Origin of the sequence: Streptomyces sp. URMC 124 (genome assembly GCF_051386455.1) — a bacterium.
Classification (GTDB): domain Bacteria; phylum Actinomycetota; class Actinomycetes; order Streptomycetales; family Streptomycetaceae; genus Streptomyces.
This window is the reverse complement of the sequence record NZ_JBPQTS010000050.1, coordinates 1-13,330: the sequence shown is the minus strand read 5'-3', so window position 1 is coordinate 13,330 and position 13,330 is coordinate 1. Positions and strand designations below refer to the sequence as shown.

Annotated in this window: 1 protein-coding gene; it reads right to left on the bottom strand. The window is 76.9% G+C overall.

Features of this window, described 5'->3' with window-relative positions; translation table 11 throughout:
• Positions 1 to 39 precede the first annotated feature (39 nt).
• Positions 40 to 13,269: an amino acid adenylation domain-containing protein gene (locus ACSNOG_RS13395; RefSeq protein WP_436752849.1), complete on the bottom strand. Its 13,230-nt coding sequence runs from the start codon at positions 13,267 to 13,269 to the stop codon at positions 40 to 42.
• Between the last annotated feature and the right edge of the window lie 61 nt (positions 13,270 to 13,330).

The following is a 13,330-nucleotide window of genomic DNA, read 5'->3' as shown; positions in this document are numbered from 1 at the left end:
GGGAGTCGGCGGGGGTCGGTGCGGGGGTGCGGGAGCCGGTCATCGGCGCCTGCGCAGACGGGATTCCAGGCGGTCGATGCGGGCCTGGTCGAGGGAGACGAGGCGGACGTCGGAGGGCGTGATGCCGCCCGCGCCGGGGCCTTCGGCGTGCCGGGCGAGCGCGTCGAGGGCGTCGAACCAGCGCGTGGCGAGGGCGGCGACCTGCTCCTCGGCGAACAGGGCCTGCGGCCAGCTCCATTCGACGGCCAGCTCGGGTCGGCCGTCGGGGCCGGAGACGACGACGGCGTCGATCTCCAGCGGGTAGGGCGCGGGCATGGCCGCGTCGGGGGCGGCGCCCTCGGCGACGGCGGCCCGCTCGGCGTCCGGGGCGAAGGACCAGTGGCGGGAGCCGGCCGCGTCCGGCCGGCGGTCGGTGCGGCCGCGGTAGTTGAACAGCAGCTGCGAGCCGGGGAGGGCGGCGAGGGCCGGGGCGGTCTGGGCGTTGAGGTGGCGCAGGAGGCCGTACCCGAGGCCGCGGTCGGGGACCGCCCGCAGCTGTTCCTTGACCTGCTTGAGGGCGGCACCGGCCTGCGGCCCGCCGGCCAGGGCGTCGGCGAGGTCGACGGCGCTGACGTCCAGGCGGACGGGGTGGACGGTGGTGAACCAGCCGACGGTGCGCGACAGGTCCGGAGCGAGGCCCGCCGTGTCGCTGCCTCCGCGCCCGTGGCCCTCCAGGTCGATCTGCAGGGCGCCGGTGTACGCGGCGGGCAGGGCGGGGTTGCCGGTGCGGCGCCAGTCGGCGGCGGCCAGGGCGAGGGCGGCGAGGAGCACGTCGTCCACTCCGGCCGAGAAGGCCTGCGGCACGGCGGTCAGCAGCGGCCCGGTGCGCTCGGCGGACAGGGTCCTGCGCAGGGTGCGCAGGCCGGCCGTGGTGTCGCGGCGCGGGTCGGCGGCGGTGCGGGAGAGCGGGGCCTGCGGCCCGGCCAGCGCAGTGCGCCAGTAGGCGGCTTCGGCCGTGCGGTTACGGGTGTGGGCGTGCTGCAGGAGCTGTGCGGCCCAGGCGCGCGGCCCGGTGGCCTCGGGTTCGAGGGCGGGCGGGCGGCCCTCGGCGCGGGCGGCGTAGGCGTCGGCGAGCTCGGGGAGCAGGATGCGCCAGGAGACGCCGTCGACGGCCAGGTGGTGGACGGTCAGGAGCAGCCGTCCGTCGGCCGCGGGGCCCGCGTCGCACCACAGGGCGCGCAGCACGATGCCGGTGTCCGGGTCGAGGGCGGCGGCCGAGGCGTCGGCCTCCTTGGTGAGCAGGTCGTGCAGAGCGGTCGCGTCCAGGCCGGTGATGTCGGCGCGCCGCAGTGTCGCCGGATCGGTGACGGCGGGGGCCTGGGCGGCGGGCAGGACCTCCTGGGTCCACAGGCCGCCGACCCGGTCCAGGCGCAGGCGCAGGGCGGGGTGGTTGCGGGCGAGGTCGGCGAGCGCCTCGCGCAGCGGCCCGGTCCGCAGCCCGGCGGGGACGGTGAGGAGGACGGACTGGTTGAACCGGTCGATGGGGCCGCCGCGTTCGCGCAGCCAGTGGACGACGGGCAGGGGCGGCAGTTCGCCGTCCTGGTCGGCCGCGGGCGCTGCCGGGGCTTCGGCCGGTTCCCGGTCCTCGGGGCGGCCCGCGGCGGCCAGGGCGGCCGGGGTGGGGTGCTGGAAGACGTCCTTGGCGGCGATGGCGAAGCCGGCCTTGCGGGCGGCGCTGACGAGCTGGATGGAGACGATGCTGTCGCCGCCCAGGGCGAAGAAGTTGTCGTCCTCGCCGACCTCGGGCAGGCCCAGGATCCCGGCGAACACCTCGGCCATGGCGGCGGCCGGGCCGCCGGTGTGCCGCACGGGCGCGGCGGCCGGGCGGGTGGTGGTGCGGGCGGGCTGAGGCAGTGCCTTGCGGTCGAGCTTGCCGTTGACGCTCAGCGGCAGCGCGTCCAGCAAGGTGACGGCGGCGGGCACCATGTGCTCGGGCAGCCGCCCGGCGAGGGCGTCGCGCAGCTGCTGCGGTTCGGGGGCGGCGCCCGGTGCGGGCACGGCGTACGCGAGGAGCTGCGGGGTGCCGCCGGGGGCCAGGGGGCGGGCGGCGACGGCTGCCTGGGCGACCTCCGGCAGGGCGCTCAGGGCGGCTTCGACCTCGCCGAGTTCGATGCGGAAGCCGCGGACCTTGACCTGGTCGTCGGTGCGGCCCAGGTACTCCACGGCGCCGTCGGCCCGGCGGCGCACCAGGTCGCCGGTGCGATACATGCGCTCGCCGCTGCCGGAAGGGTCGGCCACGAAGCGCGACGCCGTCAGCCCCGGCCGGCCGAGGTAGCCGCGGGCCAGCTGGACGCCCGCCAGGTACAGCTCGCCGGGCACGCCCACCGGGACGGGGCGCAGGGCCGCGTCCAGGACGTGCAGGCGGGTGTTCCACACCGGCCGCCCGATGGGCACGACGCCGGCACCGGCTTCGGCCCGGTGGTGGGTGACGTCGACGGCGGCTTCGGTGGGCCCGTACAGGTTGTGCAGCTCGATGTGCGGCCACAGCGCGGCGAAACGATCCACGGCCGCGGCAGGCAGAGCCTCACCCGAGCAGAAGACCCGGCGGACCCCCGCGAAACCCTCACGGATCGTCTCGTCCTGCTCCGCGGCGGCAGTGAACGCGGCGAGCATCGACGGGACGAAGTGCGCGGTGGTGATCCCGGAGGCCGCCGCCACCTCGGCAAGATGCTCGGGTTCGCGGTGGCCGCCGGGCCGCGCGAGGACTACGGCCGCGCCGCTGACCAGCGGCAGGAAGAACTCCCACACCGACACGTCGAAGCTCGCCGGGGTCTTCTGCAGGATCCGGTCCCCGGGCTCGATGCCGTACGCCTCACGCATCCAGTCCAGGCGGTTGACGATCGCCTCGTGCGTCACCACCACACCCTTGGGACGGCCCGTCGAGCCGGAGGTGTAGATGACGTACGCGGCATGCCGCGGCCCGGCCGCCGTGGGCACGAAGGCCGGTGCGGCGCCTGCGGTCGTACGGGAGCGGTCGTCGGCGAGGACGACGGGCACACCGTCCAGGTGCGGGAGCCGTCCGCGCTCGGCCTCGACGGTGACCACGCACACCGGTGCGGCGTCCTCGGCCATCGTCGTCAGGCGCTCGGCGGGGTAGTCGAGGTCCAGCGGCAGGTAGGCGGCGCCGGACTTCAGCACGGCCAGCAGCGACACCATCAGCTCGGCCGACCGCGGCACGGCCACGGCGACGATCCGGTCGGGACCGGCACCGGCCGCGGCCAGTTCGGCGGCCAGGACACCTGCCCGCTCGTCGAGCTGACGGTAGGTCAGGGTGCGGCCGGCGTAGACGACGGCGGTGGCGTCCGGCGTGGCGGCCAGGTGCGCGGCGAAGCGGGTGACGAGCGTGCCGGCGGGCACCTCGCGCGCGGTGGCGTTCCACTCCCCCGCCAGGGCCCGGCTCTCGCCCGGGCTCATCAGCTCGACGCGGTCCACGCTCCGGCCGGGCGCGGCGAGGGCCTGGTCCAGCACGTGCAGCAGCCGGTCGGCGAGCAACTCGGCGGTGCCGCGGTCGTACAGGTCCGCGGCGTGGATGACGGTGAGGTCGGTGTGCGCGCCGTCGGCGGACTCGACGAAGGTGAACGCCAGGTCGAAGCGGGCGGCGTGCAGCGGGTCGGGCAGCAGCTCGGTGCGGGCGCCCAGCAGGGCGTCCAAGCCCGCGGCCTCCTTGCGGTGCTGGACCATCACCTGGAACAGCGGGTGGCGGCCCAGTGAGCGCTCGGGGCTGACGATCTCGACCAGGCGGTCGAAGGGCAGGTCCTGGTGGGCGAGCGCGCCGAGCACGCTCTCGCGGGCCCGCTCCACCAGCTGGTCGAAGGTGAGCGCGGCGGCGCCTTCGGGGGCGCTCAGGTCGTGGCGTACGACCAGGGTGTTGACGAAGAAGCCGACGACGTTCTCCACGGCCTCGTCGGCGCGCCCGGCGACGGGGGTGCCGAGGGCGACGTCGGTGCTGCCGGCGAGGGCGCCCAGCAGGAGCGCTCCGGCCGCCTGGGTGACCATGAACGGGGTGACTCCGGTGCGGTGCGCGTAGTCGCGCAGCGCCCGGTGCAGGGCGTCGGGCAGGCGCAGCCGGACGGCGCCGCCGCGTCCGCTCGGCTCGGCCGGGCGCGGGCGGTCGGTGGGCAGGGCCGGCTCGTCGGGCAGCCCGGCGAGGCGCTCGGTCCAGTACGCGGTGAGGCGGCGGGCGCCGGCGGGGTCTGCCAGCAGCTCCTGATGCCAGAGGGTGTGGTCGGCGAACTGCACCGGCAGTGGCGGCCACTCGGGGGCGGTTCCCCGGCGGCGGGCGGCGTAGGCGGTGTCGAGGTCGCGCAGCAGCACCCCTTCGGACCACTCGTCGCCGACGATGTGGTGCAGGGCCACGCACAGGACGTGGGTGGAGGCACCGGAGGTCAGCAGGGTGGCGTGGACGGGCGGTGCGGCGGCGAGGTCGAAGGTGCGGGCGCCTGCCTCGGCGACGGCCTCCTCCAGCCGCTCCGGGGCCACTTCGCGCACCTCGAACGGGACGCCGGCCTCCTCGGGCGTCAGCACCTTCTGCCGGGGGCGGCCGTCGGTTGCGGGGAAGGCGGTGCGCAGCGCCTCGTGGCGGGCGACGACGTCGGCGAAGGCGGCGCGCAGGGCACCGGTGTCGAGGGCGCCGTCGATGCGCAGCGAGCAGGGGATGGTGTAGGCGGTGCCCGGGCCCTGGAGCTGGTGGAGGAACCACAGGCGGGCCTGGGCGGGTGACAGGGGCACCTCCTGCGGGCGGGGCCGGGCGGCGGGGCCCGGCCGGTCGGCGCCGCCGGCGTCGAGGCGGCGGGCGAGGGCCGCGGGCGTCCGCGCCTCGAACAGGTCGCGGACGGTGGTGCGGCGCTGCAGGGCGGTGCGGATGCGGCCGACGAGCCGGGTGGCGAGCAGCGAGTGGCCGCCGAGGGCGAAGAAGTCGTCGTCGGCGCCGACGGAGGGCAGTCCGAGGACGCTCGCGAACGCGCCGCACACCAGGGCCTCGCGCTCGTCGCGCGGGGCGCGCCCGCCGGTGCCGGCCCCGGCGAAGTCGGCGGCGCCGGGCTCGGGCAGGGCCCGGCGGTCGAGCTTGCCGTTGACGTTGAGGGGGAGGCCGTCGAGGACGACGACGGCCGACGGGACCATGTATGCGGGCAGGCGCGCGGCGAGCGCGCTCCGCAGCGCGGCGGGGTCCGCGGAGGCGCCGGGCGCGGGGACGGCGTAGGCGACGAGGCGCTTGACGCCGCCGTCGGCCGCCCGGGCCAGCACGGCCGCTCGGGCGACGCCCTCCAGGTCGTTCAGGGCCGCTTCGACCTCGCCGGTCTCCACGCGGAAGCCGCGGATCTTGACCTGGTCGTCGTCGCGGCCGAGGTAGTCCAGGGTGCCGTCCGCGCGCCACCGGACGACGTCGCCGGTGCGGTACATGCGCTCGCCGCTGCCGGTGAACGGATCGGCGACGAACCGGGAGGCGGTCAGCGCGGGCCGGTTGCCGTAACCGCGGGCCAGGCCGGGGCCGGCGATGTACAGCTCGCCGGGGACGCCGGCCGGGACGGGCCGCAGACGGGCGTCGAGGACGTAGACGCGGGTGTTGGCGATGGGCCGGCCCACGAAAGGGGTGGGGCTGTCGTCCAGTGCGGCGCCGAGCGTGTCGACGGTGTACTCGGTGGGGCCGTAGAAGTTGTGGCCGATGACGCCCGGCGTCTTGCGGATGCGGGTCCACAGGGCTTCGTCGACGGCTTCGCCGCCGAGGAGGAAGAGGACGGGGCGGTGGCCGTCGCCGTCGCCCTCGCCCTCGCCCTCGCCCTCGCCCTCGCCGTCGAGCAGGCCCCATTCGACGAGCTGGCGGCCGAAGGACGGGGTGACGTCGAGGGTGTCGATGCGGTCGGCGCGCAGCCGGGCGGCCAGGGCCTGCGGGTCGCGGCGCAGCTCCTCGTCGTAGACGTGCAGTTCGTGGCCGCAGATGAGCCAGAGCAGCTGCTCCCAGGAGGAGTCGAAGGAGAACGAGGCCGTGTGCGCGGCGCGCAGGCGGCGTCCTCCGGCGGCCTCGACGGCGCGGGCGAAGACGGTGGAGCGGTGGTGGTCGAGCATGTTGACCAGGCCACGGTGCGGCACCTGGACGCCCTTGGGGCGGCCGGTGGAGCCGGAGGTGTGGATGACGTAGGCGAGGTCGCCGGGGGCGGGCCGCCGGGGGGTTGCTGACGCCGCGGCGTTCTCCGTGACGTCCTCCGCGTACAGCGTCGTGAAGCCGTCCCCCGTCAGGGCGGGCAGGCGCCCGGCGGTCGGACGGGTGGTCAGGACCGCGAGGGGGGCGGCGTCCTCCAGCATCAGGGCGACGCGCTCGGCCGGGTGGTCCAGGTCCACGGGCAGGTAGGCGGCGCCGGACTTGAGCGTGCCGAGGACGGCGGCGACGAGCTCCGCCGAGCGGGGCAGGGCCAGGGCCACGACGGTGTCCGGGCCCGCGCCGAGGGCGGCGAGGCAGCGGGCGAACGCGTCGGCGCGGGCGTCGAGTTCGGCGTACGTACGGCGCTCGTCGCCGCAGACGACGGCGGTCTCGCCGGGGGTCGCGGCCGCCTGAGCCTCGAAGGCGTCGACGACGGTGCCCTCGGGCACGTCGCGGGCGGTGGCGTTCCAGGCCCGCAGGAGGGTGCGGCGCTCGTCCGGGGCGAGGACGTCGAGGGAGCCGACGGTGGCCCCTGGGTGCTCCGCCATGGCGGCGAGCAGGCGCAGCAGGCGCCGTCCGAGGTCGGCGGCCCGGTCGGCGGTGAAGGCGTCGGGTCGGTACTCGACGGTGATGCGCGGCGCGTCGCCGGGGAGGGTGAGGACGGTCAGCGGGTAGTGGGTGGCGCCGCGGTTGCCGATGCCGGTGACGCGCAGGCGGCCCGGGCGGCCCGCCGGGTCGGCGGCGGTGAGCTCGTCGGGGTCGACGGGGTAGTTCTCGAAGACGAGCAGGGTGTCGAAGAGCGTGCCGAGCCCGGCCCGCGCCTGGATTCCGGCGAGGCCCGCGTACTGGTGGTCGAGCAGGCGCGACTGCTGCTCCTGGAGGCGGGCGAGCGCGGCGGCGACGGTCTCGTCCTCGTCCAGGGCGAAGCGGACAGGGACGGTGTTGCTGAACAGGCCGACGATCGACTCGACGCCGGGCACGTCGGCGGGGCGGCCGGAGACGGTCGCGCCGAAGACGACGTCCGTGCGGCCGGTGAGGCGGCTCAGCAGGACGGCCCAGGCGCCTTGTACGAGGGTGTTGAGGGTCAGGCCGTGGCTGCGGGCGAGCGCGGTCAGCGCGGTGGCCGTCTCCGCGGGAAGCGGCAGGTCCACCTCGCCGGCGCGGGCGCCGGGCTCCCCGCCGGCCTCGGAGGCGAGGGTTTCGGCGAGCAGGGTGGGCGCGGTCAGGCCGTCCAGGGCCTCGGCCCAGGCGTCGGCGTGCGCCGCGTCGTCCTGCTCCGCCAGCCAGGCGAGGTGGTCGGCGTAGGAGGCGGCGGGCGGCAGGGCGGAGGCGTCGCCGCCCGCGGCGTAGGCGCTGATGATCTCGCGCAGCATGACGGGCGTGGACCAGCCGTCCATCACGATGTGGTGGCGGGTCAGGACGAGGCGGTGGCGCTCGTCGCCCGTGCGCAGCAGGGCGCAGCGCAGCAGGGGCGGCCGGGTGAGGTCGAAGGGCGCGGTGGCCTCGGTGGTCTCGACGGCGTCCACGGCGGCGGCGAGGGCGTCGGCCGGGGTGCCGGTGAGGTCGTGCACGGTCCACGGGACGGCGGCCTGCGCGGCGACGGTCTGCAGCGGGCGGTCGGCGCTGGTGTGGTCGAAGCCGGCGCGCAGGGCCGGGTGGCGCGCCACGACGGCGTCGACGGCGCGCCGCAGGGCGGTCTCGTCCAGCGGGCCGGTGAGGTCCAGGCCGGTGACCGAGGTGTACAGGTCGTCGGCGGCGGTCTCGTAGAGGGAGTGGAAGAGGAGCCCGTCCTGGAGCGGGGAGAGCGGCAGGACGTCCTCGGTGCCGGGGCGGGCGGCCAGGACGCGGTCGAGGGCGTCCTGGCCGATGCCGGCGAGCGGCACGTCGGAGGGGGTGAGCCCGCCGGCGCCGGGGCGGGCGGCGTAGGCGGTCAGGGCGTCCAGGGCGCGGAACCAGCGGTCGGCGACATCGCGTACGGCGTCCTCGGTGAGCACGCCCTCGGGCCAGGTCAGGACGGCGGTCAGCTCGGGGCCCGCGGGCCGGTCGTGGACGAACGCGCCGATCTCCAGGGCGTGGAGGGCGGGCAGGGCGGGGTCGGCGCTCGCGGCGAACGCGTCGCCCGCGGGGCTCCAGGGGGTGTCGTCGGCGGTGAACCGGCCGAGGTAGTTGAAGAGCAGCTGCGGGGCGGGGTACGCGGCGAGCGCGGTGCGCGCGGCGGGGTCGAGGTGGCGCAGCAGGCCGTAGCCGGTGCCGTCGTCGGGCAGCGCGCGCAGCTGCTCCTTGACCAGGGCCAGGGCCCGTCCTGCGGCCTCGCCGCCCGCGGCGGCGTCGGCGAGGTCGATGCCGTCGAGGCTCAGGCGCACGGGGAACTCGCTGGTGAGCCAGCCGACGGTACGGGCGGTGTCCGCGCCGGGCACGAGGTGGTCCTGGCGGCCGTGGCCCTCCAGGCGGATCAGCAGGTCGCGCTGCCGGCCGGCGAACGCGAGGGCCAGTCCGGTGAGCAGTACGTGGTCGACGCCCGCGCGGCGGGTGGCGGGCACGCGGTCGAGGAGCGGCGCGGTGCGCTCGGCGGGGAGGGTGAGGCGGAGGGTGCGGCCGGTGCCGACGGTGTCCCGGGCCGGGTCGACGGCCCGCCGCCCGAGCAGGGGCCCGGCGCCCGGAGCGAGGATCTCCTGCCACAGCGGCAGCTGGGCGCGGACGGCGTCACTGGTGGCGGCGGCGTTCAGGCCGCGGGCCCAGCGGCGCAGCGGGGTGCTCGCGGGGGCCGGTTCGCGCCCTTCGTAGGCGTCGCGCAGGTCGGGCAGCAGGATGCGCCACGAGACGCCGTCCACGGCGAGGTGATGCACGGCGAGCACGAGCCGCCCGGGCCCGTCCGGCCCCAGGTCGCACCAGGTGGCGGCGAGGACGACCCCGGCGGCCGGGTCGAGCCGGTCGGCGGCGGCGTCCCGCTCCCGGCGCAGGGCGTCGTCGATGCCGTCGGCGGGCGTGCCGGCGAGATCGACACGGTGGAGAACGACATCGGGGAGCGAGCCGTGGGGCAGGATCTCGGTGCCCCAGTCCCCGGCGCCGGGGACGCCGGCCGTTCCGCCATGACCACAGGAGCCGAAGCCGCGGGCCGCGCCCGGCGGCGGCACGGCGGCGGAGGGGCTGCCGAAGACACCGTTGGCCCCCTCAGCACCGGCCGAGGGGCCTCCGTCGACGCCGCCGTAGCCGCCGGAGTCGCGGCCACGGGCCGCGCCCGGCTGCGGCCCGGCGCCGGAGCGGCGGCGGGAGACGCTGCCGAAGGCACCGGCGGCCGACCCGGCCTCGCCCTCGGCGACCGGCGAGCCGGAGCCACGGACATCACAGCCACCGCCGACCCCCTCGGCACCGGCCGGGGAACCCCCGTCGATACCGCCGTAGCCACCGGAGCCCCCGCTGCCCATGCCGGCGGAGCCCAGGTCACGGGCAGCACCCGGCAGCGCCGGTGCCGGCAGCGGCACGGCGGTGGGGCGGCTGCGGGCGGCGCTGCCCAAAGCGTCGGCGGCCCCCTCAGCACCGGCCGAGGGGCCTCCGTCGACGCCGCCGTAGCCGCCGGAGTCGCGGTTCCCTGCGGCGGGTGTTGCTTCTCCGTCGGTGAAGGCCGACGAGGCGTGGCGGCGGTCGGCCCGGGCCGCGCCCGTTCCTTCGGCTCCCTCGGCGCCGCCCGGTACCAGCCGCAGCCGCAGGGCGTCGTGGCGCTGCGTCAGGGCGTTGAGGGCCGTGGCGAGGCGCTGCGGGTCGAGGTCGGCCGGGACCGTGACGACCGTCGTCTGGGCGAAGCGGCGGATCGGTCCGCCGCGGGCGCGCAGCCACTCCGTGATGGGGGTCGGCGGCATCGGGCCGGTCGCGTCCTCGCGCAGGTCGGCGGGGGTGGCGGCGCCGTCGAGCCGCTCGGCGACGGCCGCCACCGCGGCGACCGTCTTGCGCTCGAAGACCACGCGGGGAGTAAGGCCCCAGCCCGCCCGGCGGGCGCGGCTGCCCAGTTGGATGGCGGAGATGCTGTCGCCGCCGAGGGAGAAGAAGTTGTCGTCGGCGCCGACGGCGTCCAGGCCGAGGATCTCGGCGACGAGCCCGGCGATCACCCGCTCGGCCTCGGTGCGCGGCGGGCGCGCAGCCGCCGCCGAGGCGGGGGCGGGCTCCGGCAGGGCCTTGCGGTCGAGCTTGCCGTTGAGGCTCAGGGGGAGGGAGTCCAGGAGCATCACCACGGGGGGCACCATGTGCTCGGGCAGCGTGGTGGCCAGGCCCGTCCTCAGGATCTCCGGGTCGAGGGCGGCCCCCGCGGCGGGGACCGCGTAGCCGACGAGGCGGCGCGCGCCGCCGGACGCCGGTTCGCGGGCGGTGACGGCGGCCTGGGCGACGCCGGGCAGCGCCTCCAGGGCCGCCTCGATCTCGCCGAGTTCGATACGGAAGCCGCGGACCTTGACCTGGTCGTCGGTGCGGCCGAGGTATTCGACGACGCCGCCGGGCGCCCACCGGACGAGGTCGCCGGTGCGGTACATGCGCTCGCCGCCGCTGCCATAGGGGTCGGCGACGAAGCGGGAGGCGGTCAGCCCGGGCCGGCCGAGGTAGCCGCGGGCGAGCTGGTCGCCTGCCAGGTACAGCTCGCCGGGGACGCCGACCGGCACCGGCCGCAGCGCCGCGTCCAGGACGTACAGGCGCGTGTTCCACACCGGCCGGCCGATGGGCACGACGCCGGAACGGGCCTCGGTGCGGTGGTAGGTGACGTCGACGGCGGCCTCGGTGGGGCCGTAGAGGTTGTGCAGGGGCACGTCGGGCAGCGCGGCGTACCAGCGGTCGACGACGTCGCCGGGCAGCGCCTCGCCGGAGCAGAAGACCCGCCGCAGCCCCCCGCAGGCCGCGGCCGCGGCGGGCTCCTCCAGGAAGGCGCGGAGCATCGACGGGACGAAGTGCAGGGTGGTGACGTGCCGGTCGGCGATGAGCCGGGCCAGGTAGGCGGGGTCCTTGTGGCCTTCGGGGCGGGCGAGAACGACGGTGGCGCCCTCGCACAGGGCCCAGAAGAACTCCCAGACGGAGACGTCGAAGCTGGCGGGGGTCTTCTGCAGGACGCGGTCGTCGCGGCGCAGCCGGTAGGCGTGCTGCATCCAGGCGAGCCGGTTGACGATGGCGCGGTGGGTGACGACGACGCCCTTGGGGCGGCCGGTGGAGCCGGAGGTGTAGATGACGTAGGCGGCGTCGTCCGGCCCGGGGGCGGTGACGCCGGTGCCGGTGCCGGTGCCGGTGCCGGGGGCCGTGACGCCGGCGCCGGTGGCGCCCTCGGCCGCGTCGTCGGAGGTGTCGCCCAGCAGCAGTGCGGCCTCGCAGGCGGCCCGCGGGAGGCGGTCGAGGACGGCGGGGACGGTGACGACGCGGACCGGGCCCGCGTCCTCGACCATCGCGGCGAGCCGCTCGGCGGGGTAGTCGGTGTCCAGCGGCAGGTAGGCGGCGCCGGACTTCAGGACGCCGAGGAGGGCGACCATCAGCTCGGCCGAGCGCGGCACGGCCACGGCGACGACGGTGCCGCGGCCCGCGCCGGCGGCGGTGAGCGTACGGGCCAGGGCGTCGGCCCTCGCGTCGAGTTCGCCGTAGCCGAGCTCCTCGTCCTCGAAGACGACGGCGGTGGCTCCGGGGGTGGCGGCGGCCCGCCCGGCGATGAGCGAGGGCAGCGTGGCCGGGGGGACGGCGCGGCGGGTGGCGTTCCAGGTGTGCAGGACGTCCTCGTACTCGCCGTCGGCGAGGAGCCGGGCCCGGGCGAGGGTGAGGGAGGGGTCGGCGGCGAGGCGTCCCATGAGGTCGGTGCAGCGCTCGGCGTGCGCGGCGAGGGCGGCGGCGTCGTAGAGCGCGGGGTTGGCGTCGAACTCCAGGTGGAGGACGTCGTCGGGGCTCTTGCTGACCGACACCGACAGGTCCTCGACGGGCCCGGAGGCGAGGTTGACGGTGTGTCCGGGGACGCCGGCGAAGTCCAGGTCGAGGTCGAAGGGCTTGAGGTTGAGCATCGGCCCGTGCAGGCGCTCGTCGCTGCCGACGAGGCCGAGGTCGCGCCGGATGTCCTCGCCGCGGTAGTGCTGGTGGCGGCGGGCGTCCTTGAGTTCGCCCGCGGCGCGCCGGATCAGGTCCGGGAGGGTGTCGGAGCCCTCGACGGCGAGGCGGACGGGCAGCACGTTGACGGCCATGCCCGGCACCCGCATGGTGCCCGGCGCGCTGCGGGCCATGAAGTGCATGCCGAGGACGGCGTCGGTGGTGCCGGTCATCCGGTGCAGGTAGGCGGCGACGGCGGCGGTGGCGGCCTCCGCCCAGGTGCCGCGGACGGCGGCCGCGCAGTCCAGGACGGCGGCGGACCGCTCGGCCCCGAGGCCGGTGCGGTACCGCAGGGACGTCCGGGAGGCCTGCGCGGTCTGCTCGGTCAGGCCGGTGACGCGGGGGCGCCCGGCGTGCCGGGCGGTCCAGTAGGCGCGGTCGGCGGCTGGCTTGCCGGAGGCGAGGTAGGCGGCGTCGGCGGCGGCCAGCAGGGCCACCGGTTCGAACGGGGAGACGGGCACGTCCTCGCCGCGGACGAGCGCGGTGTAGACGGCGGCGACGCGCCGGGTGAACAGGGCGACGCTGTAGCCGTCGACGACGAGGTGGTGGAAGTACTGGAACCACAGGTGGTGGTCGGGGGCGACGGTCACCAGCAGCGATCCGGTCAGAGCCGGAGCCGCCGCGCAATCGTCGGCCGGCTCCAGGCGCGGCGGGCAGGCGAGCTGGTCGCGCACGAGCTCCACGGCCGCCTCGACCGGGGAGGCCGCGCCGGTGGTGTCGAGGCGGGGCAGATGCCAGGCGGCGGCGTCGAAGGGCACCGGGAGCGCGACGGTGCGGCCGTCGCGCTCGGCGAGGCGGATGTGCAGGCCGTCGGCCTCGGCGAGGGTCAGACGCAAGGCCTCCTCCAGGGCGGCGGTGTCGACCGCGCCCCGGAGTTCCACGTACTGGCCGACGTTGTAGCCGGGGTTGTCCGGGTCGATCCGCTGTGCCGCCAGCACTCCCTCCTGGGCTCGCGTGAGCTCCAGGAACCGTCCTGCGTCGCTGGTCACCTCTGACATGCCGGCCTTCCGGGTCGTTCGTGGTACGGGGAGGTTGGGGGTGGGTGTGGTGGTACGGGAG